General features: G+C 70.2%; 21 protein-coding genes. 6 read left to right on the forward strand and 15 right to left on the reverse strand.

What is annotated here, in order from left to right; all coding sequences use genetic code 11:
- Window positions 1-3: 3 nt before the first annotated feature.
- The 4 genes from proB to rplU form a co-directional block, all read right to left on the reverse strand.
- The gene (proB, locus tag AB3M90_RS07060; RefSeq protein ID WP_412950898.1) at window positions 4-789 is read right to left on the reverse strand and encodes a glutamate 5-kinase; all 786 of its coding nucleotides are present in this window, start codon (window positions 787-789) and stop codon (window positions 4-6) included.
- Window positions 786-2288: a GTPase ObgE gene (obgE, locus tag AB3M90_RS07065; protein WP_412950899.1), complete on the reverse strand. Its 1503-nt coding sequence runs from the start codon at window positions 2286-2288 to the stop codon at window positions 786-788. The genes proB and obgE overlap by 4 nt, the downstream gene beginning before the upstream one ends.
- 74 nt (window positions 2289-2362) lie before the next feature.
- Window positions 2363-2620, reverse strand: coding sequence for a 50S ribosomal protein L27 (gene rpmA / locus AB3M90_RS07070; RefSeq protein WP_017202370.1), 258 nt, complete (start codon window positions 2618-2620; stop codon window positions 2363-2365).
- 18 nt (window positions 2621-2638) lie between these two features.
- Window positions 2639-2947: a 50S ribosomal protein L21 gene (gene rplU, locus AB3M90_RS07075; RefSeq protein ID WP_412950902.1), complete on the reverse strand. Its 309-nt coding sequence runs from the start codon at window positions 2945-2947 to the stop codon at window positions 2639-2641.
- A 239-nt stretch (window positions 2948-3186) separates the two neighbouring features.
- Between rplU and AB3M90_RS07080 the strand changes: the two genes are divergently transcribed.
- Entirely contained in the window at window positions 3187-3453 is a 267-nt protein-coding gene (locus AB3M90_RS07080; protein ID WP_412950904.1) for a DUF4031 domain-containing protein, read from the forward strand.
- Here AB3M90_RS07080 and AB3M90_RS07085 read toward each other — a convergent pair.
- The gene (locus tag AB3M90_RS07085; RefSeq protein ID WP_412950906.1) at window positions 3418-5829 is read right to left on the reverse strand and encodes an Rne/Rng family ribonuclease; all 2412 of its coding nucleotides are present in this window, start codon (window positions 5827-5829) and stop codon (window positions 3418-3420) included. The two genes, AB3M90_RS07080 and AB3M90_RS07085, sit on opposite strands and share 36 nt — an antisense overlap.
- A gap of 281 nt (window positions 5830-6110) precedes the next feature.
- Between AB3M90_RS07085 and AB3M90_RS07090 the strand changes: the two genes are divergently transcribed.
- Window positions 6111-6722, forward strand: a complete 612-nt coding sequence (locus AB3M90_RS07090) for a vitamin K epoxide reductase family protein (protein WP_412950907.1) — start codon at window positions 6111-6113, stop codon at window positions 6720-6722.
- 72 nt (window positions 6723-6794) lie between these two features.
- Here the strand turns inward: AB3M90_RS07090 and ndk are convergent, their stop codons facing one another.
- From ndk to ileS, 4 genes are read right to left on the reverse strand one after another with little or no spacing between them, the layout of a single operon-like run.
- On the reverse strand, window positions 6795-7211 hold the full coding sequence (gene ndk, locus AB3M90_RS07095; protein WP_412950909.1) for a nucleoside-diphosphate kinase: 417 nt from the start codon (window positions 7209-7211) through the stop codon (window positions 6795-6797).
- A 1-nt stretch (window position 7212) separates the two neighbouring features.
- The gene (locus AB3M90_RS07100) at window positions 7213-7635 is read right to left on the reverse strand and encodes a DUF4233 domain-containing protein (RefSeq protein ID WP_412950911.1); all 423 of its coding nucleotides are present in this window, start codon (window positions 7633-7635) and stop codon (window positions 7213-7215) included.
- Window positions 7632-8984: a bifunctional folylpolyglutamate synthase/dihydrofolate synthase gene (locus AB3M90_RS07105; protein WP_412950913.1), complete on the reverse strand. Its 1353-nt coding sequence runs from the start codon at window positions 8982-8984 to the stop codon at window positions 7632-7634. Before AB3M90_RS07105 ends, AB3M90_RS07100 begins: the two co-directional genes overlap by 4 nt.
- Window positions 8981-12364 (reverse strand): isoleucine--tRNA ligase, encoded by a 3384-nt coding sequence (ileS, locus tag AB3M90_RS07110; RefSeq protein WP_412950915.1) that lies wholly within the window; start codon window positions 12362-12364, stop codon window positions 8981-8983. Before ileS ends, AB3M90_RS07105 begins: the two co-directional genes overlap by 4 nt.
- A gap of 497 nt (window positions 12365-12861) precedes the next feature.
- On the opposite strand from ileS, the gene AB3M90_RS07115 reads away from it, so the two are divergent.
- Entirely contained in the window at window positions 12862-13512 is a 651-nt protein-coding gene (locus AB3M90_RS07115) for a pentapeptide repeat-containing protein (protein WP_412950917.1), read from the forward strand.
- Here the strand turns inward: AB3M90_RS07115 and AB3M90_RS07120 are convergent.
- From AB3M90_RS07120 to AB3M90_RS07135, 4 genes are all read right to left on the reverse strand, one after another.
- On the reverse strand, window positions 13502-15016 hold the full coding sequence (locus AB3M90_RS07120) for a dipeptide ABC transporter ATP-binding protein (protein ID WP_412950919.1): 1515 nt from the start codon (window positions 15014-15016) through the stop codon (window positions 13502-13504). The two genes, AB3M90_RS07115 and AB3M90_RS07120, sit on opposite strands and share 11 nt — an antisense overlap.
- The gene (locus AB3M90_RS07125) at window positions 15013-15825 is read right to left on the reverse strand and encodes an ABC transporter permease (protein ID WP_412950921.1); all 813 of its coding nucleotides are present in this window, start codon (window positions 15823-15825) and stop codon (window positions 15013-15015) included. The genes AB3M90_RS07120 and AB3M90_RS07125 overlap by 4 nt, the downstream gene beginning before the upstream one ends.
- Window positions 15822-16790 (reverse strand): ABC transporter permease, encoded by a 969-nt coding sequence (locus tag AB3M90_RS07130; protein ID WP_412950923.1) that lies wholly within the window; start codon window positions 16788-16790, stop codon window positions 15822-15824. Before AB3M90_RS07130 ends, AB3M90_RS07125 begins: the two co-directional genes overlap by 4 nt.
- 73 nt (window positions 16791-16863) lie before the next feature.
- Window positions 16864-18474, reverse strand: a complete 1611-nt coding sequence (locus AB3M90_RS07135; protein WP_412950924.1) for an ABC transporter substrate-binding protein — start codon at window positions 18472-18474, stop codon at window positions 16864-16866.
- A gap of 170 nt (window positions 18475-18644) precedes the next feature.
- Between AB3M90_RS07135 and valS the strand changes: the two genes are divergently transcribed.
- Complete coding sequence (gene valS, locus AB3M90_RS07140; protein WP_412950926.1) at window positions 18645-21254, forward strand: valine--tRNA ligase; 2610 nt, start codon at window positions 18645-18647, stop codon at window positions 21252-21254.
- Window positions 21254-21469 (forward strand): hypothetical protein, encoded by a 216-nt coding sequence (locus AB3M90_RS07145; RefSeq protein WP_412950928.1) that lies wholly within the window; start codon window positions 21254-21256, stop codon window positions 21467-21469. Before valS ends, AB3M90_RS07145 begins: the two co-directional genes overlap by 1 nt.
- 105 nt (window positions 21470-21574) lie before the next feature.
- Here the strand turns inward: AB3M90_RS07145 and AB3M90_RS07150 are convergent, their stop codons facing one another.
- Both AB3M90_RS07150 and AB3M90_RS07155 read right to left on the reverse strand, forming a co-directional pair.
- Complete coding sequence (locus AB3M90_RS07150; RefSeq protein ID WP_412950929.1) at window positions 21575-21793, reverse strand: hypothetical protein; 219 nt, start codon at window positions 21791-21793, stop codon at window positions 21575-21577.
- Entirely contained in the window at window positions 21790-22386 is a 597-nt protein-coding gene (locus AB3M90_RS07155) for an ArsR/SmtB family transcription factor (RefSeq protein ID WP_412950931.1), read from the reverse strand. The genes AB3M90_RS07150 and AB3M90_RS07155 overlap by 4 nt, the downstream gene beginning before the upstream one ends.
- Window positions 22387-22517: 131 nt before the next feature.
- On the opposite strand from AB3M90_RS07155, the gene AB3M90_RS07160 reads away from it, so the two are divergent.
- A complete protein-coding gene (locus AB3M90_RS07160; RefSeq protein ID WP_412950934.1) occupies window positions 22518-24569 on the forward strand; it encodes a M3 family metallopeptidase in 2052 nt (683 codons plus the stop codon).

The following is a 24569-nucleotide window of genomic DNA, read 5'->3' on the forward strand; positions in this document are numbered from 1 at the left end:
AGTCTAGGAGGTCGCCGGTTCGAACCAGGTTCCTATTTCGGCGCCGGAGAGGGCGCGGTCGACGAGGTCGGCGCTGGTCACGAGAACCCCGATGCCGGATGCCGCGGCCAGACGCGCCGCCGACACCTTGGTCGCCGCGCCGCCGGTGCCGACGCTGTTCACGACGGTGGCACCGAACTCGAGTCCCGACAGATCGGCATCCGGGGCCACGACGTCGATCGGCTCGGCGCCCGGGTCGGACGGCGGCCTGGTGTACAGCGACTCGATGTCGCTGAGGAGGATGAGGGCATCCGCCTCGATCAGCTGCGCGACGAGGGCGCCGAGGCGGTCGTTGTCGCCGAAGCGGATCTCCTGCGTGGCCACGGTGTCGTTCTCGTTGACGATGGGCAGGATGCGCAGTCCCAGCAGACGCTCCATGGCACGGCGGGCGTTGGAACGCGAGGTGGGGTTCTCGAGGTCGCCCGTGGTCAGCAGCACCTGGCCGGCCACGATGTCGAACGGACGCAGCGACTCCTGGTAGCGGTACACGAGGACGTTCTGCCCCACGGCGGCCGCGGCCTGCTGCGTGGCGAGATCCGTCGGACGCGCGTCGAGACGCAGGAACGGGATGCCGGTGGCGATGGCGCCGGACGAGACGAGCACGACCTCCGCACCGCGCGCGTGCGCAGCCGCGAGGGCTTCGACGATCACCGGGATCCGCCACGACGACTCGCCGCTGATCGACGAGCTGCCGACCTTCACGACGATGCGCGACGCGGTCGCGAGGTCGGCGCGCGAGCGGGCGGTCACTCGCCGTCCTCGCGATAGGCGGCGAGGCGCTGCTCCTCCAGCTCCGCACGAGCCGCGGCCTTGGCGTCCATGCGCTCGTAGTACTGCTCCCGGCGCTCCGACGTGGTGCGACGACTGTTCGGAGCGAGTCGCGGATCGGTTCCTCGGGGAGCGGTCATCAGCTCGGCGGCGGAGCTCATCGTCGGCTCCCAGTCGAAGACGATGCTGTCGCCCTCGCCGATCACGACCGTCGATCCCTGCACGGCCCCGACGCGGAACAGCTCGTCCTCGACGCCCAGCTTCTCGAGCCGATCGGCGAGGTACCCCACGGCCTCCTCGTTCTGGAAGTCGGTCTGCTGCACCCAGCGCACCGGCTTCTCGCCGAGGATGCGGTACACGTTGCCGTACGTGCCGCCCTCGACGCGGATCTCGAAGTCCTTCTTCGATCCGCGCGGGCGGATGACCACGCGCTCGCGCGGCGCCGCCGCGACCACGGACTCGGCGCGGTGCTTCTCGACGAGCGCACCGAGGGCGAGGGTGAGGGGACGCAGACCTTCGTGCGAGACCGTGGAGATCTCGAAGACGCGGAATCCGCGTGCCTCGAGATCGGGGCGCACCAGATCGGCCAGGTCGCGAGCCTCCGGGACGTCGATCTTGTTCAGGGCGACGATCTGCGGCCGCTCCAGCAACGGCGTCTGCCCGTCGGGCACGCGGTAGGCCGCCAGCTCGGCGAGGATGACGTCGAGATCCGAGATCGGGTCGCGTCCGGGCTCGAGGGTCGCACAGTCGAGGACGTGGAGGAGCGCCGAGCACCGTTCGACATGCCGGAGGAACTCGAGGCCCAGACCCCGCCCCTCGCTCGCCCCTTCGATGAGGCCGGGCACGTCGGCGACGGTGTAGCGGAAGTCCTCGGCCTGCACGACGCCGAGATTGGGGTGCAGCGTCGTGAAGGGGTAGTCCGCGATCTTCGGCCGCGCCGCCGAGATCGCACCGATCAGGCTCGACTTGCCGGCTGACGGATACCCGACCAGCGCGACGTCGGCGACGGTCTTCAGCTCGAGCACGACATCGCCCTCGAAGCCGGGCGTGCCGAGGAGCGCGAATCCGGGCGCCTTGCGCTTCGGAGTCGCGAGGGCAGCATTGCCGAGTCCGCCCTGGCCGCCGGCGGCGACGACGAACCTCTGGCCCGGCTCGATCATGTCGACGAGCACGTCGCCCGCACCGTTCTTGACCACGGTTCCGACCGGCACGGGAAGCTCGAGCGTCTCGCCCGCGAAGCCCGCGCGGTGGTCGCCCATGCCGGGGCCCCCGTTGCCCGAGGAGCGGTGCGGCGAGTGGTGGTACGACAGCAGTGTCCCCGTCTGCGGGTCGGCGACGAGCACGACGTCTCCGCCGTCTCCGCCGTTGCCGCCGTCGGGTCCGCCCAACGGCTTGAACTTCTCGCGATGCACCGAGACACAGCCGTTGCCGCCCTTGCCCGCACGCAGGTGCAGCGTCACGGTGTCGACGAACGTGACCATGTCTCTCTCCTCATAAAGAAATTCGGGGCGGGCCGAAGCCCGCCCCGAATCGGATGTTCAGTGCTGCGCTGTGATCACTCAGCAGCGGCGACGATGTTGACGACCTTGCGGCCGCCCTTCGCGCCGAACTCGACCGCACCGGCGGCCAGAGCGAAGAGCGTGTCGTCGCCACCACGGCCGACGTTGACGCCGGGGTGGAAGTGGGTGCCGCGCTGACGGACGATGATCTCGCCGGCGAGGACCTGCTGGCCGCCGAAGCGCTTCACGCCGAGGCGCTGTGCGTTGGAGTCACGACCGTTGCGGGTGGAGCTTGCGCCCTTTTTGTGTGCCATGTCCTGGTCTCCTCGGTCTTACTTGATGCCGGTGATCTTGACGCGCGTGAGCTCCTGACGGTGGCCCTGGCGCTTCTTGTAGCCGGTCTTGTTCTTGTACTTCTGGATGACGATCTTCGGGCCGCGGAGGTTGCCGATGACCTCAGCCGTGACCTTGACCTTCGCGAGCTGGTCGGCGTCGGTGGTCACAGAGGCGCCGTCGACGAGCAGCACGGCGGCCAGCTCGATCTTCTCGCCCTGGGCGGCCTTGACACGGTCGAGCTGAACGATCGTGCCGACCTCGACCTTCTCCTGCCGCCCACCGGCGCGCACTACTGCGTAAACCACTTCATACCTGTTTCGTTGGGGAGCGAGAGCTCCGGGAATCTCACGGGAAGACTGTTGCTTGCCTGCGCCGCGGTGCGGCGGGTGCGAACGCAAGGCTCTCCGCTCCGACCGACGAGGACGAGGCGGCATGCGCACCAAGGGACTACTTTACCGGATGCTCGGCGGTGTCGCAAAGCGTGCCGGCCGTCCGCCGCGGGAGCGCCGCGCCCCTTCCTCCGCGACGGTCCTAGGCTGACGGGATGACCGTTCTCGTCGACGATCCGCGCTGGCCCGCCCACGGACGCCTGTGGGCGCACCTGGTCAGCGACGCGGACCTCGACGAGCTGCACGCCTTCGCGCGCGCCCATGACGTGCCTGCACGGGCGTTCGACCGCGACCACTACGACGTGCCCGAGGAGCTGGTGCCCCGACTCATCGCCGGAGGCGCTCAGCACGTCGACGGCAAGGAGCTCGTCCGGCGGCTGATCGCCTCAGGCCTCAGAGTCCGGGCCCGCGACCGGCGCTGACGCGTCGGACGACACGGCGACCGGAGTGCCCGTGAGCGCAGCGGTGCTCACCCGACGGCGGCCGCGACCCTGACCGGGCGCCTTCGGTTCCGGGAGCGCGTCTAGCACCGAGTCGAGCAGCTGCTCGGCCGGCGACTTGGGTCCCTTGCGTTCGGAGCCGCGCTTCTTCCGCGGCTTCTTCGCCCGCTCCGGCGCCACCTCGTGCGCGGCTTCGGCCGACCCGGCATCCGCTGCGATCTCCACCGGCTCGAGGCTCGGCGCCAGCGTCGATGCGGCGATCTGCGCGAGCGCCGACTTCGCCCCCTCGGGGATGCTGTGCGTCACGGCGGCCGACGGCGCAGCGCTCGACCCGGGACCGTTGCCGCCACCGCCGCCGCGTTGACGGCGGTTTCCGTTGCCGTTGCCGTTGCCGTTGCCATTGCCGTTCGACCGGTGCTTGATGACGGGGTCGTGGTGCACGATCACCCCGCGGCCGGCGCACACCTCGCACGCCTCGCTGAACGTCTCGAGGAGTCCGAGGCCGAGCTTCTTGCGGGTCATCTGCACGAGACCCAGCGAGGTGACCTCGGCGACCTGGTGCTTGGTGCGGTCACGGCTGAGGCACTCGACGAGGCGCCGCAGCACGAGGTCGCGGTTCGACTCGAGCACCATGTCGATGAAGTCGACGACGATGATGCCGCCGATGTCGCGCAGGCGCAGCTGACGGACGATCTCCTCAGCCGCCTCCAGGTTGTTCTTGGTGACGGTCTCCTCGAGGTTCCCGCCCGATCCCACGAACTTGCCGGTGTTGACGTCGACGACCGTCATGGCCTCGGTGCGGTCGATCACGAGCGATCCGCCGGACGGCAGCCACACCTTGCGGTCGAGCGCCTTCTCGATCTGCTCGGTGATGCGGAACGCGTCGAACGGATCGGTCTCGTCCTCGTAGGCCTCGACCCGCTCGAGGAGGTCGGGAGCGACGCTCTCGAGGTAGGCGCGGATCGTGCGCTGCGACTCCTCGCCCTGGATGAGCATCTTCGTGAAGTCCTCGTTGAAGACGTCGCGGACGATCTTGACCAGCAGATCGGGCTCGGCGTGCAGCAGGGCGGGCGCCTGCTGGTTCTCGACCTGCTTCTGGATGTGCTCCCATTGCGAGGTGAGGCGCTGCACGTCGCGCGTGAGCTGCTCCTCCGTCGCCCCCTCCGCGGCGGTGCGGACGATCACGCCCGACGACTCCGGCAGCACCTCCTTGAGGATGCGCTTCAGCCGCGCCCGCTCGTTGTCGGGCAGCTTGCGGCTGATGCCGTTCATCGACCCGCCGGGCACATACACGAGGTAGCGACCCGGGAGCGAGATCTGGCTGGTGAGGCGGGCGCCCTTGTGGCCCACCGGGTCTTTGGTGACCTGGACGAGCACGCGGTCGCCCGGCTTGAGCGCCAGCTCGATCCGTCGCGGCTGGTTGCCCGTCTCGACGCCGTCCCAGTCGACCTCGCCGGAGTACAGCACGGCGTTGCGCCCGCGGCCGATGTCGACGAAGGCGGCCTCCATGCTCGGCAGGACGTTCTGCACCCGACCGAGGTACACGTTCCCGATGAGCGACGCGTCCTGGTTGCGGGCGACGTAGTGCTCCACGAGCACGCCGTCTTCGAGCACGCCGATCTGCGTGCGACCGTTCTTGGCGCGCACGACCATCTTGCGGTCGACCGACTCGCGGCGCGCGAGGAACTCCGCCTCGGTGACGACGGGGCGTCGGCGACCGGCGTCGCGACCGTCGCGACGGCGCTGCTTCTTCGCCTCGAGCCTGGTCGACCCCTTGATCGCCTTCGGCTCGGTGATGTACTCCACGACGCGCTGCCGCTGACGCGGCTCGTCGCGCTGGTCGTCGCCGTCGGATCCTCCGCGGCGACGGCGGCCGCGGCGACCTCCGCCCTGCTCGTCCTGATCGCGCTCGGAGACGCGGTCGAAGACGCGCTCGGGCCGGGCGGGGAGCGGCACGATCTCCGGCGCGTAGAAGTGCAGCCGTGTGGAGACCTGCGAGACGAACACCTCGGGCAGGAGTCCCAGCGACACCGCCGTCACCGGCGCCGGAGCCGCGGGCTCCTCGGGAACCACGGGCTCCTCGACCACCGGGGGCTCCTCGACCACCGGCGATGCGATCTCCGCGTCGGCGGCCGTCAGGGCCTCGGCGACGGCCTCGACGCCGCTCTCGCTCTGCTCGGTGGCATCCGCCTCGGCAGCATCCGCACCGTTCGCCGCATCCGCGGCGATCTCGGCTTCGGCCACCGCCACGGTGGCCGATTCGGACATCGTGGGCGCGTCCTGCTGCGTCAGCGGGTCGGTCGCCTCCGTGGCGATGTCGAGAGTGGGGACGTTGTGGTCATTGTTCTCATCGGCCATCTCTGGCGTACTCCCTGCGCGGTGCACGGATGCTCCGCGAAATCTCATGCGGCACCCGCGGGTGCCGCGAACTCGATCGATGTGCGACCGGCTCATGGCTCTGATCGCGTGGGGCACGGGACCCCGAAGTCTGCGTCGATGCGTGTCGCGGCGGGGCCGTTCATCGCATCACAGGTCATTATCGCACCACATCGCCCCGATCGCGGCATCCCGCCCCTCCACCGTGTTATCTCCGGCCCGTTGTCGCCGCATCCATAGGCGCCGCTGAGATAATCCCGAGCATGAGCGAGCAGCGCACCCGCCCCGTCGTCTACGCCGTCTGGCTGATCATCGCCGGCGTCATCGGCTGGTTCGCCGCCTTCCAGCTGACCGTCGAGAAGTTCGCCCTCCTCGAGAATCCGCAGGAGGCGCTGGCCTGCGATGTCAGCCCCTTCATCCAATGCAGCAAGAACCTGGAGTCGTGGCAGGGCGAGGTGTTCGGGTTCCCCAACCCGCTCATCGGTCTCACGGGCTGGATGGCGCCCATCGTCGTCGGGGTCGCCCTGCTCGCCGGGGCCCGGTTCGCCCGCTGGTTCTGGGCGGCGTTCGGAGCCGGCATCGTCTTCGCGATCGGCTTCGTCTGCTGGCTCATCGGCCAGAGCCTCTACGATCTGCTGGTCCTGTGCCCCTGGTGCATGGTGACGTGGGCGGTGACGATTCCGACCTTCTTCGCCACGGTGCTCCACCTGATCCGCAACGGAACCCTCACGCGCAACGAGAAGGCGCAGCAGCGCGCGGGCGCGCTCATGGTCTGGGTTCCCCTGCTGACGATCGTCGCCTACGCCGTCATCATCCTCCTCGCCCAGCTCCAGGGACTCGACTTCCTGGGCGAGATGGCGAAGCTCATCTTCTGACATCCGCACCGACCACGACGAAGCCCGCCTCGGATCATCGATCCGGGGCGGGCTTCGTCGGTGCTGTGCGGCTCAGTCGAACCAGATGCCCAGCTCGCGAGCAGCCGATTCGGGGCTGTCCGAGCCGTGGACCAGGTTCTGCTGCACCTGGAGTCCCCAGTCGCGACCGAAATCGCCGCGGATCGTGCCGGGTGCGGCCGTCGTCGGGTCGGTCGTGCCGGCGAGCGAACGGAAGCCCTCGATCACGCGGTTGCCGGCCAGGCGGATCGCGACCGACGGGCCGGAGAGCATGAACTCGAGCAGCGGCTCGTAGAAGGGCTTCCCCTCGTGCTCGGCGTAGTGGGCGGCGAGCAGGTCGCGGTCCGGTTCGACGAGACGGATGTCGACGAGCGCGTAGCCCTTCGCCTCGATGCGGGCGAGGATCGCGCCGGTGAGTCCGCGTGCGACGCCGTCGGGCTTGACGAGGACGAGTGTCTCTTCGGTGGCCATGTCATTCACTCTCTGTCTGAGTCTCGGTCGAGGGTCCGGTCGGGCGTCGTGCGTCCAGGCGGGCCCCCACGATCGTCGCATACGCCCACATGCCGCCGAAAATCAGCACCGCGAGGAGAACCGCCGGCACGAGGAGCGCCGCCAGGGCGATGACGACCTGGATCACCCAGCCGGCGGTGATCGCCCACGGCTGCGTGATGAGACCGGCGAGGAGGATGCAGGCGAGGCCCACGACGCCTCCGGCGACGATCGCCCACCACGGCTCGACGCCGTCGGGGAGGGCCTTCAGGCCGAAGATCGTCAAGCCGATCAGGAACACCACGATCGCCTCGAAGCCCAGGACGACAGGGGCGAGCTTCTGCACCAGCGTGCGCGGCGGGCGCGGACGACGCGGACGACGGGCAGGCGCGGCGTCGGAGGTCATGCCCTCCACCCCGACTTCCAGTCCTCGTCCTCGGCGAGGGCGATCGCCTCGCCCGCCAGCACGACCGATCCCGCGATCACGACCGCGCGACGGTCGGAGGATGCCGCCCACTCCCGCGCCGCATCCGCGGCGTCGGCCAGGGAGTCGTGCACCGTGGCGCGCTGTCCCGCCTGCTCGACGAGGTCGGCGATGGAGTCGGCGTCGCTCGCGCGGTCGGAGTCCGGCGCAGTCGCGAAGACGTGTGCGACCGCCGGCGCCAGCTGCGCGACGATGCCCGCGGCGTCCTTGTCGGCGAGGACGCCGAGGACCAGACCCCATTCGTCGAAGTCGAAGCTGTCGTCCAGGGCTTGAGCCAGCGCCTTCGCGCCGTGCGGATTGTGCGCCGCGTCGACCACGACGGTCGGCGCGATGCCCAGCAGCTGCAGGCGCCCCGGAGATGTCGCCCCCTGCAGTCCGTCGGTGATGACGGCATTCGCGATGCGCTGCGTCCCACCCCCGATCAGCGACTCGACGGCGGCGACGGCGAGAGCGGCGTTGTGGCCCTGATGCGCTCCGTAGAGGGGCAGGTACTCCTCGACGTACTCCCCCGCGATTCCTCGGATCGTGAGCAGCTGGCCGCCGACGGCGAGCTTCTGCTCGACGAGACCGAAGTCGTCGCCCTCGAAGGCGATGGTCGCCTCGCGCTGCGACGCGACCCGGCGGAGCACCTCCGCCGCCTCGGGCTGCTGCTGCGCAGAGACCACGGCGGCGCCCTGCTTGATGATCCCGGCCTTCACCGTCGCGATCTCGGAGATGGTCTGGCCCAGGCGGTCGGCGTGGTCGATGTCGATCGGAGCGAAGACCGCCACGTCCCCGTCGGCCGTGTTGGTCGAATCCCATTCCCCGCCCATGCCGACCTCGAGAACCAGCACATCGACGGGTGCGTCGGCCACCGCCACGAACGCCAGCACGGTGAGCAGCTCGAAGAACGTCAGGGGCGCGTCACCGGCCGCCTCGAGCTCGGCGTCGACGATCTCGACGAACGGCTCGATCTCGTCCCAGGCGTCGGCGACGGCCGCGTCGGCGATCGGCTCGCCGTCGATGAGGATGCGCTCCGTGAACCGCTCGAGGTGAGGACTCGTGAACAGCCCCGTGCGCAGGTCGTGCGCACGCAGCAGGCTCTCGATCATCCGGGCCGTCGAGGTCTTCCCGTTCGTGCCCGTGACGTGCACGACGCGGTAGGTCCGCTGCGGATCGTCGAGGAAGGCGAGGATGCGCGCGGTGCGCTCCTTGCGCGGCTGCACCCAGCGCTCACCGGCGCGGCTCAGCAGCGTCTCGTAGACGGCATCCGCCCGATCCCGATCGTTCATGAGGCGGCACCTTCCCGCACGGCATCCGTCGCGTCGATGGTCACGATGATAGGCGCCTTCCCGGCTCCGAGGGCGCGGGCACCCGAGCGGAACACACCGTCACCCGGGCTGGTCGCATCGTCGACCAGCGACTCGATCTCCTCGGTCGCGTGCACGGCGAAGGCCACGGCGAGGGTCTCGGCGGCGATGAGGTCGGCGTGCGCCTTCAGCGCGGCGGCATCCTCCGAGGCGGCGTTCAGCGCCAGCACGATGCGATCGCTCACATCGAGACCGGCGTTCTTGCGCGCCTCCTGCACCACGCGGATCGCGTCGCGAGCGAGCCCCTCGGCTTCCAGTGCCGGTGTGGTCCGGGTGTCGAGCAGCATGAACCCGCCCGAGGGGACGATCGCGAGCGACTCCCCCTCCGGCCGGCCGGCGGTCTCGAGGGTCAGCTCGTACTCGCCGGGCTCGAGGACGATCCCGCCCGCGATCACGAGGCCGTCGGTCTCCGACCAGTCGCCGGCCTTCGCGGCCCGGATGACCGCCTGCACGTTCTTGCCGAGACGCGGTCCCGCCGCGCGGGCATTGACGCTGAGGCGGTGGGTGATGCCGTAGTCGGCGGCCGTGCCCTCGGCGAGCGGAACGAGCTCGACCGCCTTGACGTTCAGCTCCTCGCGCAGGATGTCGTCGAAGCGGCCGAGCGCCGCCGCGTGCGGCGACACCACGGTGAGCATCGCGAGCGGCAGCCGGACGCGCAGCTTCTCCTTCTTGCGCAGCGCGTTGCCCACGCTGGAGAGCTCGCGCACGGCGTCCATCGCGTCGCGGATGTCGTCGGCGGCGGGGAACGCGTCGGGGTCTGGCCAGTCCTGCAGGTGCACGCTCCGTCCGCCCGTGAGACCCTGCCAGACGCGCTCGCTCACGAGCGGCACGAGGGGCGCTGCGACGCGCGTGAGCGTCTCGAGCACCGTGTAGAGCGTGTCGAACGCGTCGGTGGAGGTGCCCTCCCAGAAGCGGTCGCGGGATCGACGGATGTACCAGTTCGTGAGCACCTCGGCGAAGTCGCGGAGACGGGCCGAGGCGGTCGTGGAGTCGAGCCCTTCGAGGTCTTCGCGCACCTCGCGCACGAGGTCGCCGAGCCGGGCGAGGATGTACCGGTCGAGCACGTCGGTGGAGTCGGTACGCCACGACGCCTCGTACCCGCCGTCCTTCGCCGCATTGGCGTAGGTGGCGAAGAAGTACCAGGAGCTCCACAGGGGCAGCAGGAACTCGCGCACTCCGGCGCGGATGCCCTCCTCCGTGACCGCGAGGTTGCCGCCGCGCAGAACCGAGCTCGACATGAGGAACCAGCGCATCGCGTCGGAGCCGTCGCGGTCGAGCACCTCCGACACGTCGGGATAGTTGCGCAGCGACTTCGACATCTTGTACCCGTCGCTGCCGAGCACGATGCCGTGGCAGCTCACACCCGTGAAGGCGGGACGATCGAACAGCGCGGTGGACAGCACATGCATGACGTAGAACCATCCGCGGGTCTGCCCGATGTACTCGACGATGAAGTCGGCCGGTGCGTGCGAGTCGAACCACTCCCGGTTCTCGAACGGGTAGTGCACCTGGGCGTAGGGCATCGAACCCGAGTCGAACCACACGTCGAACACGTCGTCGATGCGGCGCATGGTGCTCTTCCCCGTGGGGTCGTCGGGGTTCGGCCGGGTGAGGTCGTCGATGTACGGACGGTGCAGGTCGACCTCGCCCTCGGGGTTGCGCGGCAGCGTGCCGAAGTCGCGCTCGAGCTCCTCGAGCGATCCGTAGGTGTCGACGCGCGGGTACTCGGGGTCGTCGCTCTTCCACACGGGGATGGGCGAGCCCCAGTAGCGGTTGCGGCTGATCGACCAGTCGCGCGCTCCCTCGAGCCACTTGCCGAACTGGCCGTGCTTCACGTTCTCGGGCACCCAGGTGATCTGCTCGTTGTTCGCGAGCAGGTCGTCCTTGATCTCGGTGACCCGGATGAACCAGCTCGACACGGCCTTGTAGATCAAGGGGTTCCGGCAGCGCCAGCAGTGCGGGTACGAGTGCTCGTAGCTCTGCAGACGCACCAGCCTGCCGTTGTCGCGCATCAGGCGGACGATCGACGAGTTCGCGTCCATCCAGAGCTGTCCGGCCACGTCGGTCACGTTCGGCAGGAACCGTCCGCCGTCGTCGAGCGAGAGGATCGTGGGGATGCCGGCCGCACCGGCGACCCGCTGGTCGTCTTCACCGTAGGCGGGCGCCTGGTGCACGATGCCGGTGCCGTCGGTCGTCGTCACGTAGTCGTCGACGAGGATCCGCCAGGCGTTCTCGGTGCCGTAGACCTCGGCATCCGCGTAGTAGTCGAAGAGACGGTCGTAGGCGATGTCGCCGAGCTCGGCGCCCTTCAGCGTGGCCTGCACCGCGGCGAGCGCCTCGTCGGCCGACTCGTAGCCGAGGTCCTTCGCGTAACCGCCGACCAGGTCGCGCGCGAGGAGATAGCGGTGGGCGGATGCTTCGACCGCGAGGTGATCGGCGGCGGGCGCGCCGCGACCCTGGTGCACGTCGGCGGCGCCGGCGGGACCGGCGGGCAGCACGACGTAGTCGATGTCGGGCCCGACGGCGAGGGCGAGGTTCGTCGGGAGGGTCCACGGGGTGGTGGTCCAGGCGAGGGCGCGGACGCCGGTGAGGCCGAGCGACTCCGCCTTCAGCCCGACCAGCGGGAAGGTGACGGTCACCGAGGGGTCCTGCCGCATCTGGTACACGTCGTCGTCCATGCGCAGCTCGTGAGCCGACAGCGGGGTCTCGTCGCGCCAGCAGTACGGCAGCACGCGGTAGCCCTCGTAGGCGAGGCCCTTGTCGTAGAGCGTCTTGAACGCCCAGAGCACGCTCTCCATGTAGCCCAGGTCGAGGGTCTTGTAGCCGCGCTCGAAGTCGACCCAGCGCGCCTGGCGGGTGACGTAGTCCTGCCATTCGTGGGTGTACTTCAGCACCGACGAGCGCGCCTTCTCGTTGAAGACGTCGATGCCCATCTCCTCGATCTGCGCCTTCTCAGTGATGCCGAGCTGCTTCATGGCCTCGAGTTCGGCGGGCAGCCCGTGCGTGTCCCACCCGAACACGCGGTCGACCTTCTTGCCGAGCATGGTCTGGAAGCGCGGGAAGACGTCCTTCGCGTACCCGGTCAGCAGGTGACCGTAGTGCGGCAGTCCGTTGGCGAACGGCGGGCCGTCGTAGAACACCCACTCCTCGGCGCCCTCGCGCTGCTCGATCGACGCACGGAACGTGTCGTCGTGCTTCCAGAAGTCGAGCACCTCGCGTTCGATCAGCGGGAAGCGGGGGCTCGGGGCGACGGAGGCAGCCTGGTCGGCGGCGGGGCCGAAGGAGGAACGCGGGTAGGTCATGTCGTCTCGCAGGAGTCGTGGCGGATGCTGCTGCGAGGACGACCTCCGGATCTCGCTCCCGGTGACCGCGGTACCACCTCGCGTGCCTCGCCTTACGGCGCGACCACTCTCACTGCGGCTGTGACGGGCCTGCCCCGCTCGGTTCTACTGACCTCGACCCGCGGCTCGCGCTGAGCGTGTCGAAGCGTTCTTCCGAGAGCTCCCCGGTGATGGCCGGATCGATGCTCGTGCGTCCATTGTACGCGCCGGCCGCAGCCCCCGGCATCCGTCCCGCACCCGCCCGCCCCGGCACCCGCCCGCCCCGGCATCCGCCCGCCCCGGCATCCGCCCCGCACGCCTGCGCAGGATTTGTGCGCTTCGCAAGGTGCGATGCGCCGAAGTGATCCTTCCGAAGCGCACAAATCCTTGCCAGGCGCACGCGCGCGGGTCGGCCTGCCCGCGGCCCGGACGCGCGTCCGTGACGTCCCCACGTCCGACCCCCGCCCTATCCTCGACTCATGGCTCGCGCATCCGACGCCCTCGTGGCCCCCCGCGTCTCTCCGCCCGACCTGCCACCCCGGCTCGAAGACGCCCGGCCCGCTCGCGGCGCCGACCTGCTCGCCTCTCGGCTCGATCTCGGCGGCACGGTCGACCTCGCTCATTCCTCGCTCGAGCAGTGCACGATCGATGCGGATGCCGATGCCGTCGACCTCACGGGAGCGACGCTGATCGACGTCGAGATCGCGGATGCGCGCATAGCCTCGCTGCGGCTCCGCGACGCGAGCCTCCGCCGCGTCTGCATCCGCGGCGGCCGCATCGGCACACTCGATCTCAGCGGTGCGCGGATCGACGAACTCGAACTCCGAGGCGTGCGGATCGACTACCTGAACCTCGGCGGCGCGAAGGCCGCCGACGTCGAGGTGACCGACTGCGGCATCCGCACCCTCGACATGCCCCAGGCCGAGCTGACGCGCGTGCGCTTCGCGGATACGCGAACCGACGAGGTCGACCCGCGCGGGCTCCGCGCCGGCCACGTCGACCTCCGCGGACTCGACGCCGGAGCGTTCCTCGACGCGAACAGCCTGCGCGGCACGACTCTGTCGTCGTTCCAGGTGCAGCAGCTCGCCTCCGTGCTCGCGGCGAGCATCGGCATCCTCGTCATCGACTGACGGGACCGCTCGCTTCGAGCAGCTCCCTCGTGAACGGATGCTGCGGCGCAGCGAACACCGACGCCGCCGTCCCCTGCTCGACGATCACACCGTCGAGCATCACCAGCACGTCGTCGGCGACGGCGCCGACGACATCGAGATCGTGCGACACGAAGACCATGGTCAGCCGGCGCTCGCGTTGCAGCCGGAGCAGGAGCAGGAGGATGCGCTCCCGCACCGACGGGTCGAGGGCCGACACGGGCTCGTCCAGCACGAGCACCTCCGGGTCGGCGGCGAGCGCTCGGGCGATGGCGGCACGCTGCCGCTGCCCGCCGGAGAGTGCGTGCGGCCGACGTCGTGCGAGAGCCGGGTCGAGGTCCACTTCGCGGAGCAGCTCCACGACGCGCTGAGCACGTGCGGCCCGCGGCACCCGCCCGGCACCGAGCGCCTCGCGCAGCGAGCGTGCGATCGTCCAGCGCGGATCGAGGGCTCCGAGAGGGTTCTGGTGAACGAGCTGCACGCGTCGGGTCTCCGCCCATCGCAGCGCACCCTCATCGGGGCGCTCGATGCCGACGATCATGCGGGCGAGCGTCGTCTTCCCCGAGCCCGACTCGCCGACCACGCCGAGCGTGCGCCCCTCGGCCAGCGAGAACGAGGCGTGGTCGACCGCGACGAGATCGCCGAACGACTTCGTGACACCTGTCGCGACCAGCACGGGCGACGGCGACGACGTCTCGGGGGGCCGGTGACGGGCATCGTGGATCGTCGCCGCGATCAGCTGCCGGGTGTACTCGTGCTGCGGATCGCCGAGCACCTCGGCGACCGGCCCCGACTCCACGACCTCGCCGGCGCGCATCACCAGCACGCGGTCGGCGACGCGACGGACGGCCGCGAAGTCGTGACTGATGAAGACGACGGCGGTGCCGGCATCCGCGATGTCGCGCAGCAATCCGAGGATCCGCGCCTGCACCGTGGCATCGAGCGCCGTGGTGGGCTCGTCGGCCACGAGCACCGCCGGCTCGGCGGCCAGCGCCGATGCGATCAGCGCCCGCTGTCGAAGCCCGCCCGACAGCTCGTGGGGGTACTGCCGGGCACGGCGATCCGGGTCGGGCATCCACACCCGGTGCAGGAGCGCGCGCACCCGCTGCCGCAGATCGTCGCGTCCGGCGGCGATGCCGTGCAGCATCAGGGGCTCGCCCACTGCCGCCCCGACGCGCTGCAGCGGGTCGAGCGAGACCAGGGCGTCCTGCGAGACGAGAGCGATCCGCCTGCCGCGCAGTCCCCGCCACCGCCGCTCGCTCAGCGCACGGGCATCGGTCCCGTCGATCGCGAGCCGTTCCACTCTCACGCGCGCGTCCGCCGGGGCGAGTCCGAGCAGTGCCCGCGCGGTGAGCGACTTTCCCGCGCCCGACTCCCCCACGATCGCGACGCACTCGCCCCGGTGGACGCGCAGCGAGACGCCGTCGACGGCGGGCGCACCTCCGAAGTCGATGCGGAGGCCGTCGAGCTCCAGCGCGGCGCTCATGCGGGTCGTCCTTCCGCTCGTGCGCGCAGCACGCGTCCGACGACGGTCGCGGCGATGACCGTCACCGTGATGGCGATGCCGGGGAACACGGCGATCCACCACGCCTGACCGAGCACGTTGCGGCCTCCGGCGAGCATGAGCCCCCATTCGGGTGTCGGCTCCGACGGCCCGAGCCCGAGAAAGCTCAGTCCCGCCGCCGCGAGGATGCTGGAGCCGATGCCGATCGTGGCCAGCACGCTCAGCGAGCCGAGCACGCCCGGTGCGACGTGCCGCAGGAAGGCGGTCACGGGAGGCACGCCGAGGATCCGCGCCGCCTCGACATGCTCCGCCCGCCGCAGCACGCGGGTCTGCACCCGAGCGAGGCGGACGTAGACCGGCACGGCGGCGAGGGTCACCGCGATGGCGACGTTCACCGGTCCGGGCCCGAGCACGGCGATGACGACGAGCGCCACGAGGAACTCGGGGAACGCCGACAGCACATCGTTCACCCGCATGAGCGTGGTGTCGACCGGCCGCGGCGCCACCCCGGCGAGCGCGCCGACGAGCAGACCGGCGGCGAGGGCGATCGCGGTCGCGAGGAGCCCGATGCCGATGGAGCGCCCCGCCCCGAACACGACGCGGGAGTAGACGTCGCGTCCGCTCTGGTCGGTGCCGAACAGGTGCTCGGCCCCGGGCGGCTGCAGGGCCGCACGCACGTCGGTCTGCAGCGGATCGTGCGTCGCCAGCACACCGGGGAACAGGGCGGCGAAGGCCAGGACCGCCAGCACCGCGACGGCGCACCACAGGAGCACCGCCGACGCGCGCCTCATCGCAGCACCGCCGTGGTGGTCCGCGCGCCGATCGAGGCGCGCCCGGCGCGCAGCCGCGGATCGATGAAGGGATGCAGCACCTCGACGGCGAGGTTCACGACGACGAACACGACGGCGCTGAGCAGGATGATGCCGGTGATCACGGGCAGGTCCCGGTTGCTGATCGCCGCGAGGGTCACGCGGCCGAGCCCCGCGCGGGCGAACACCGTCTCGACGAGCACCGCTCCCCCGAGCACGGAGCCGGTGAGGAAGGCGGCGAGGGTGACGGCTGCGCCGGCGCCGTGGCGAAGTCCGTGGCGCAGGATGAACCACGAGCCGCTGGCGCCGCGTGCGCGCACGGTCTCGGCGAACGGCATCCGCTCCGCCTGGATCAGCCCGTCGCGGAGAACCTGACTGAGCAGCGCCGCCACGGGGAGCGCGAGGGTGATCGCGGGCAGGACGATCGTCGCGGGGTTGCGCGCCCCCGACACGGGGAACCATCCGAGTCCGAAGGCGAAGACGCTCAGCAGCACGAGCCCGATCCAGAACACGGGCGACGACAGGATGACGAGCTCGACGCCGGCTGCGACGGACCGGCCGACACGACCGCGGACGAGCACCGTGACGGCGAGCGCCAGCACGACCGCGATGAGCAGCGCCAGCGCCGACAGCTGCAGCGTGGGCCCGAGCTGGCGTCCGATCACCTCGCTCACCGGCATCCGCAGCTGATACGACTCCCCCAGATCGCCGCGCGCGAGCTGGGCGATGAAGGTCAGGTACTGCTCGAACGGCGGACGATCGAGCCCTAGTTCGGCGCGGATCCCGTCTTTGACGGCATCGCTCACCTGGGCCTGCGGTCCGAGCATCACCGAGACCGGGTCGCCGGGGATGATCCGGAAGGCGAGGAAGGCCAGGGTCGCCGCGCCCCAGAGCACGATCACGACGGATGCCGCGAGCCCCGCGATGCGGATGAGCGCAGCCTTCATCCCTCTCCTCCCGCGCAGACCCGCACTGAGCGAGCGAATGCGAGTCGAAGTGTCGGTCAGCGACCGCTCTCGATCAGCCGACCGTCACATCGTAGAACAGCGGCCGCCCGTACAGGTCGTACTGCAGACCGCCGACGCGCTCGCCGACCGCGGTGATCGCCGACGGGACGTAGAGGGGGACGATCGCCTGGTGGGTCGCGTTCCACTCCTGCAGCTGCGTGTACAGCGCATCCCGCTGGCCCTGGTCGCTGGTCGCGACCGCCTGCTCGAGCAGACCGTCGACCTCAGGGTCGGAAACCTGAGAGGCGTTCTGGAACCCGTCGGTGTGCAGGTGGTTGCGCAGCAGATCGGGGTCGACGCCCGAGAAGCCCCAGTCGGTCAGGTCGAAGGTCTTGGGTCCGTACTGCTCGTTGTAGGCGCCGGGCTCCAGCACCTCGCGGACGACGTCGATACCGATCGCCTTGAGATCCGACTGGATCGCGTTGGCGAGGGCGGCTCGGTCGTCGGGCACCGGCGTGTAGGCGATCCAGCGCACCGAGAGCGGCTGACCGTCTTTCGTGCGGATGCCGTCGGCGTCGCGCTGCGTCCACCCGGCCTCGTCGAGCAGCGCGTTCGCCGCCTCGGGGTCGTACGGCCAGCTGCCCTCGAGCGCCGCGTCGTAGCCCGGCGTCGTCGGTCCGAGGATGCTCCATGCCCGCGGGAACTGGCCGAAGAAGATCTCCTCGACCGCCGCGTCGATGTCGATGCCGCGCGCGAACGCCTGGCGCACCTTCTCGTCGGCGAACACGCCGTGCTTCTCGTTCAGGTAAAGCGAATAGGGCAGGCCGGGGTACTCGATCGAATCGACCGTGATGCCCTCGCCGAGGTCGCCGGCGAGGTTCGGCGGGATGTTGCTCGCGACGTCGGCCTCGCCGCTCTCCACCACACCGGCGCGCACCGACGCCTCGGGCTGGATCTCGACGCGGAGCGTCTCGACCTTCGGTGCCTTCTCGCCGTGCGGGCCCCAGGCGTAGTCGTCGTTGCGGGTGTACACGATCTCCTGGTCGGGCGTGTACTCGGTGAGCTCGAAGGGTCCGGTGCCCACGGTGATGCCGGGCCCGCCCGCCTTGAGCTGATCGGCCGACTCCTCCAGCACCGCCGGGGAGTAGAAGCCGAGCTGCGGGGTGCTGGCCGCCTGCAGGAACGGCGCGTACGGCTGGCTGAACGACACCCTCACCGTGTGCTCGTCGACCACCTCGGTGCCCTCGTAGAAGTCGGCGCCGAGCATGCTCGCCGCCTGGGCCGACTCGGTCTCGGGGTCGGCGATGCGGTCGAAGTTCGCCTTCACGGCCTCGGCGTCGAAGGGCTCGCCGTCGGTGAAGGTGACGTCGTCGCGCAGCGTGAAGGTGTACTCGGTGCTGTCGTCCGACACCTCCCACTCCTCTGCGAGCCACGGGCTGAACGATCCGTCCTCCTCCTGGAACACGAGCGAGTCGAGCACGGCGCGCTGCACCATCCCCGAGACGTCGAGCTGGCTCGTCTGGGGGTCCATGTGACCGGCCGCGAGGTTGGCGCCCTCGATCGACCACACCAGCTCGCCGCCGTCGGCGTCGGACGAACCGGCGCCGCAGGCGCTGAGGGCGAGCGCCGCCGCGGCGGTGAGGGCGGCGAGGGGAAGAACGCGACGTGCGGAGGGTGCGGGCATGACTATTCCTCGGAAGAACGGGTCGGGATGATGCCAGTCTAGGGCCGATTGTTGGACTCGGTCGATGTGCGACGGCATCCTCGGTCAGGCACCCCTCGGTAGACTGGATGCCGCACCCCACACTCAGGCACGCTCACACAGTGCCGCATACATCGCTCGAGGAGACCTCCATGTCCGAGTCCGCACCCTCTCAGATCCCTGACAAGCCCGCACTCGAAGGTCTCGAAGCGAAGTGGGATGCCGCGTGGGCCGAGCGCGGCACCTACCTGTTCGACCGCTCCCGCGCCGCCCAGGCGGGCCGCGAGGGCGTGTACTCGATCGACACTCCCCCGCCGACCGCGTCCGGCAGCCTGCACATCGGGCACGTCTTCTCCTACACGCACACCGATGTGAAGGCGCGCTACGAGCGCATGCGCGGCAAGACCGTGTTCTACCCGATGGGCTGGGACGACAACGGCCTGCCCACCGAGCGGCGCGTGCAGAACTACTACGGCGTGCGGTGCGACCCGTCGCTCCCCTACGACTCCGACTTCACGCCTCCGTTCGAGGGCGGCGACAACAAGTCGAGCCGCGCCGCCGACCAGCAGCCGATCAGCCGGCGCAACTTCATCGAGCTGTGCGAGCGGCTCACCGTCGAAGACGAGAAGCAGTTCGAGGCGCTGTTCCGCCAGCTCGGTCTCAGCGTGGACTGGACGCAGACCTACCGGACGATCTCCGACGACACCATCCGCCAGAGCCAGCTCGCCTTCCTGCGCAACAAGGAGCGCGGCGAGGCCTACCAGGCGCTCGCTCCGACGCTGTGGGACATCGACTTCCGCTCGGCGATCGCACAGGCCGAGCTCGAAGACCGCGATCAGCAGGCGGCCTACCACACCATCGAGTTCCCCTTCGCCGACGGCACGGGATCGATCACGGTCGACACGACGCGCCCCGAGCTGCTGCCGGCCTGCATCGCGATCGTGACCCACCCCGAGGGGCCGCACAAGCACCTGATCGGCACGAAGGTGCGCACGCCGTTCTTCGGGGCCGAGATCGAGATCCACGGCCACCACCTCGCCCAGCCCGACAAGGGCACCGGGGCGGCGATGGTCTGCACCTTCGGCGATGTGACCGACATCGTGTGGTGGCGCGAGCTGCGCACGACGGCGGGCGCCTCGCTTCCGAACATGACCACGATCGGCCTCGACGGCCGGTTCCTGCCCGAGGCGCCGGCATCCGTCCACGACGCCGAGGGCACCCGGTGGTACGCCGAGAACATGGGCGGCAAGACCGTGTTCTCCGCCCGCAAGGCGATCGTCGAGAAGCTGCAGGAGACCGGCGACATGACGGCGGTCGGCAAGCCGTTCACCCACGCGGTGAAGTTCTTCGAGAAGGGCGACCGTCCGCTCGAGATCGTCTCGACGCGTCAGTGGTACATCCGCAACGGCGCTCGCGACGTCGAGCTCCGCGACCAGCTGATCGAGCAGGGCAGGGAACTCGCCTGGCACCCGGACTTCATGCGCGTGCGGTACGAGAACTGGGTCGGCGGCCTCACCGGCGACTGGCTCGTCTCTCGTCAGCGCTTCTTCGGTGTGCCGATCCCGCTCTGGTACGCCCTCGACGAGAACGGCGACCGCGACTACGACCGCGTGCTGACCCCCGACGTCGCCTCCCTGCCGATCGACCCCACGACCGACGTGCCGCCCGGATTCACCGAGGATCAGCGCGGCGTCGCCGGAGGGTTCGAGGCCGAAGCCGACATCCTCGACACGTGGGCCACGTCGTCGCTCACCCCGCAGCTCGCCGGCGGATGGCAGCGCGACGACGAGCTGTGGCAGCTCACCGCGCCGTTCGACCTGCGCCCGCAGGGGCAGGACATCATCCGCACCTGGCTCTTCTCGACGATGCTGCGGTCGACGCTCGAAGACGGCCGCTCGCCCTGGCGCAACGCCGCGATCTCGGGCTTCATCGTCGACCCCGACCGCAAGAAGATGTCGAAGTCGAAGGGGAACGTCGTGACCCCGGCCGACATCCTCGACACCCACGGATCGGATGCCGTGCGCTACTGGGCGGCGTCGAGCCGCCTCGGCATGGATGCCGCGTTCGACCCGCAGAACCCGACGCAGGTCAAGATCGGGCGACGGCTGGCGATCAAGGTGCTCAACGCCGCCAAGTTCGTGCTGTCGTTCCCCGTGCCTGAGGGCGCGCAGGTGACCCACGCGCTCGACGCGTCGATGCTCGCCGCCCTCGATGCCGTGGTGATCGAGGCGACCGCCGCCTTCGACCGCTACGACGCAGCCCGCGCGCTCGAGGTCACCGAGGCGTTCTTCTGGACCTTCTGCGACGACTACCTCGAACTCGTCAAGGAGCGCGCCTACGACCGGGCCGACGTGGGGCAGGCGTCGGCGGCGCTCGCGCTGCGCCTGGCGCTGTCGACGCTGCTGCGCCTGCTCGCGCCGGTGATCTCCTTCGCCACCGAAGAGGTCTGGTCGTGGTTCGAGGAGGGGTCGGTGCACACGGCGCCCTGGCCCGAGCCGCTGGGCATCGACGGCGACCCCGCCGTGCTCGCCGTGGCCAGCGAGGCACTCATCGGCATCCGCCGCGCGAAGACCGAGGCCAAGGCGTCGCAGAAGACGCCGGTGTCGCGGGCGGCGATCACGGCCCCCGCCGCGAAGCTCGAGGCCCTGCGCGCCGCGGCGGACGACCTGCGCGCGGTCGGACGCATCGCCGACCTCGAGGTCACCGAGGCCGCCGACTTCGCGATCACGGCGATCGATCTCGCTCCGGCCGAGGGGGCATGATGCAGCTGGGCACCCGATGGTCGACGGGAGCGGAGCCACCGGCATCCGTCCCGGCGGCGCTCCGTCCGGCCATCGCCGAGGTCGAGGCCCGCGGCCTCACCGGCCACTGGACGCTGACCTGGCTGGAAGGACGAGCGATCGCCGAGCTGGATGCCGGCTGGGAGGTCGTGCAGACGTCGTCCGGCGAGGTCGTCGCCCGCCCGTTCACCGACTGACCCCGCGCCCGGGGTTTCTCGCCGAGACCCCCGCTTATCGCCGAGACCCCCGGCTGCGGACGTCTGCAGCCGGGGGTCTCGGCGCTAAAGCGGGGTCTCGGCAGGTCAGCGCGGCGACACGCCTCGCTGCGCGAGGAGGTGCTCGACGGCCCGCGGGTCGTGCCGTCGCGCCTGCTGCTCCCGGAGCAGGTCGAGGGCGATCTCGCGGCGATCCGCGCGCGCCGCGATGCGATGCTCCACGAACGCGGTCAGGCGCTTCGCGACGGCGAGGAGCCGCTGCTCGAGCAGGGTCGGTGAGGTCAGGTGGAGTGCTGCGCTGGTCATGATTCCTCCGTACGTGCGTCGGTGGGAAGGTCGAAGAGTTCGGCACGCAGCGTGACCCTCCGCGTGCCGGGCCCGGCCTGACCCTGATATCGCTCGACGACGCGGTCGACGACCGCGGTCAGTTCGGCTTTGAGCTCGGCCATCTGGTCGGCCGTGAGGTCGAGATACGTCGTCATGAGCACGCCGGCGTCTCGCCACTCCTCGGGAATGTCGGCCTCGGAGCGGTTGAGGTACGCCATGAGCGTCTCGTGGCGCAGCCGGAAGAACTCCGCGGTGACGATCTGCGCCGAGGCCCGGTTCGACGGGGTCATGCTGTCATCGGGCCCCGGAAGGTCGATCCGCCCCTTCGGTCGCTCCCACCAGCGCTCCCGCGCGGTGCCGCGCCCCTCGACCTCGCGGATGAGGTCGTGCGCGGCGAGCGCGCGGAGGTGGTAGCTCATCGAGCCCGACGTCTCCCCGACGAGCGAGGCCAGGGTGCTCGCCGTCTGCGGACCGCGCTCGCTCAGCAGGTCGAAGATGCGGACGCGCAGGGGGTGTGCCAGCGCCTTGAGCGCGCCGGGGTCGAGGCTGCGGGATTCCCGTCGATCGGTCATGAATGCAAAGATACCCTTGCAAAAGGATCTTTGCAAGTATTCCTTTGCAAAGAATGCTCGGTGGAGGTGTCCGCGGACCCGGGCGCAGCGGCATCCGCCTCTCCGGCGAAGCCCGGCCGTAGGCTCGAGGAATGACCGACGTCTCGAACCCGCTGCTCCAGCCGTCCGCCCTCCCCTTCGGGCTGCCCGACTATCGGGCGATCCGCGCGGAGCACTACCTGCCGGCCTTCCGGGCCGCGTTCGACGAGCAGCTCCGCGAGGTCTCGCGGATCACGATGGTGCGCTCGATGCCGACGTTCGAGAACACGATCGAGGCGCTGGAGCACTCGGGCGAACTGCTCGAGCGCGTCTCGCACGCCTTCTACACGGTCAGCTCGGCGGATGCGACGCCCGAGATCCAGGCCGTCGACGAGCAGCTCGCACCGCTCATGGCCGCCCATCACGACGCGATCACCCTGGACGGCGCCCTGTACTGGCGGGTGCAGCAGGTGCACGCCCGGCTCGACGAACTCGACCTGAACGCCGAGCAGCGGTATCTCGTGGAGCGGCACCACCGCGAGATGACCCATGCCGGCGCCGCGCTCGACGATGAGGCGAAAGCCCGCCTCACCCTGCTGAACCAGCAGCTCTCGTCACTCAGCAACACCTTCGAACGGAACCTGCTGAACGACACCAACGATCTGGCGGTGCTGTTCGAGAGCGCCGAAGAACTCGCAGGACTCGGCGCGGGCGAGCTCTCCGCCGCCGCCCGCGCGGCCGCCGAGCGCGGACTCGACGGATACCTCGTCTCGCTCCCCCTTTTCACGGGCCACCCGTATCTGGCACAGCTGCAGAACCGCGAGTCGCGTCGGCGGATCATGGAGGCGTCCCGGAGCAGGGCGTCGCGGGGCAACACGAACGACAACCGTCCCGTGCTCATCGAGATCGCGCGGCTCCGCGCGGAGCGCGCGGCCCTGCTCGGGTACTCCTCGCACGCGGCGTACGTCTCAGCGGACGAGACGGCGGGCACGCCGGAGGCCGTCGAGCGGATGCTGCGCGATCTGGCCGCGCCGTCGGCCCGCAACGCCCGTGCGGAGCGCGAGGCCCTGCAGGAGATCGTCGACGAGACCGAACCTGAGCGGTTCCCGGTCGAGGCGCACGACTGGGCGTACCTGACGGAGAAGGTGCGTGCCGCGCGCTACGACATCGACACGGCGGCGCTGCGTCCCTGGTTCGAAGCCGAGCGGGTGCTGCACGACGGCGTGTTCTTCGCCGCGACGCGGCTCTACGGAGTGACGTTCGCAGAACGCACCGACCTGGTGGCCTACCACCCGGGTGCACGGGTGTTCGAGGTCCGCAACGAAGACGGCACGGAGCTCGGGCTGTATGTTCTGGACCTGTACACGCGCGACACCAAGAGGGGCGGTGCGTGGATGAACCCGATCGTCAGTCAGTCGCGGCTGCGCGGAACCCGCCCCGTCGTGGTGAACAACCTCAACGTGCCGCGGCCGGCCGAGGGAGAGCCGACGCTCCTCACCCTCGACGAGGTCACCACGCTCTTCCACGAGTTCGGTCACGCGCTGCACGGATTGTTCGCGGACGTCACCTACCCGCACTTCGCCGGCACCAACGTGTTCCGCGACTTCGTCGAGTTCCCCAGCCAAGTCAACGAGATGTGGATCCTCTGGCCCGAGGTGCTCGACAACTACGCGCGCCACCATCTGACCGACGAGCCCCTGGATGCCGCCATCGTCGAGCGACTCCGCTCGGCTCAGACCTTCGACCAGGGGCATGCCACGAGCGAATACCTCGCCGCCGCCTGGCTCGACCAGGCCTGGCACCGCCTCGGGCCCGATGACGCGGTGCCCGACGACGTCGCCGCGTTCGAGGCGTCCGCGCTCGCCGACATCGGCCTCGACGACCCGGCCGTCCCGACCCGGTATTCGTCCCCCTACTTCGCGCACGTGTTCTCCGGCGGCTACAGCGCCGGGTACTACTCGTACATCTGGAGCGAGGTGCTCGACGCCGACACGGTCGACTGGTTCCGTGAGAACGGCGGCCTGACCAGGGAGAACGGCGACCGGTTCCGGCAGCGCCTGCTCGGAGTCGGCGGATCGAGGAACCCTCTCGAGGCCTATCGCGACTTCCGCGGGCGGGATGCCGAGATCTCCCCGCTCCTGAAGCGGCGCGGCCTCACGCCCTGA

This window comes from Microbacterium martis (assembly GCF_047246685.1).
Lineage (GTDB): Bacteria > Actinomycetota > Actinomycetes > Actinomycetales > Microbacteriaceae > Microbacterium.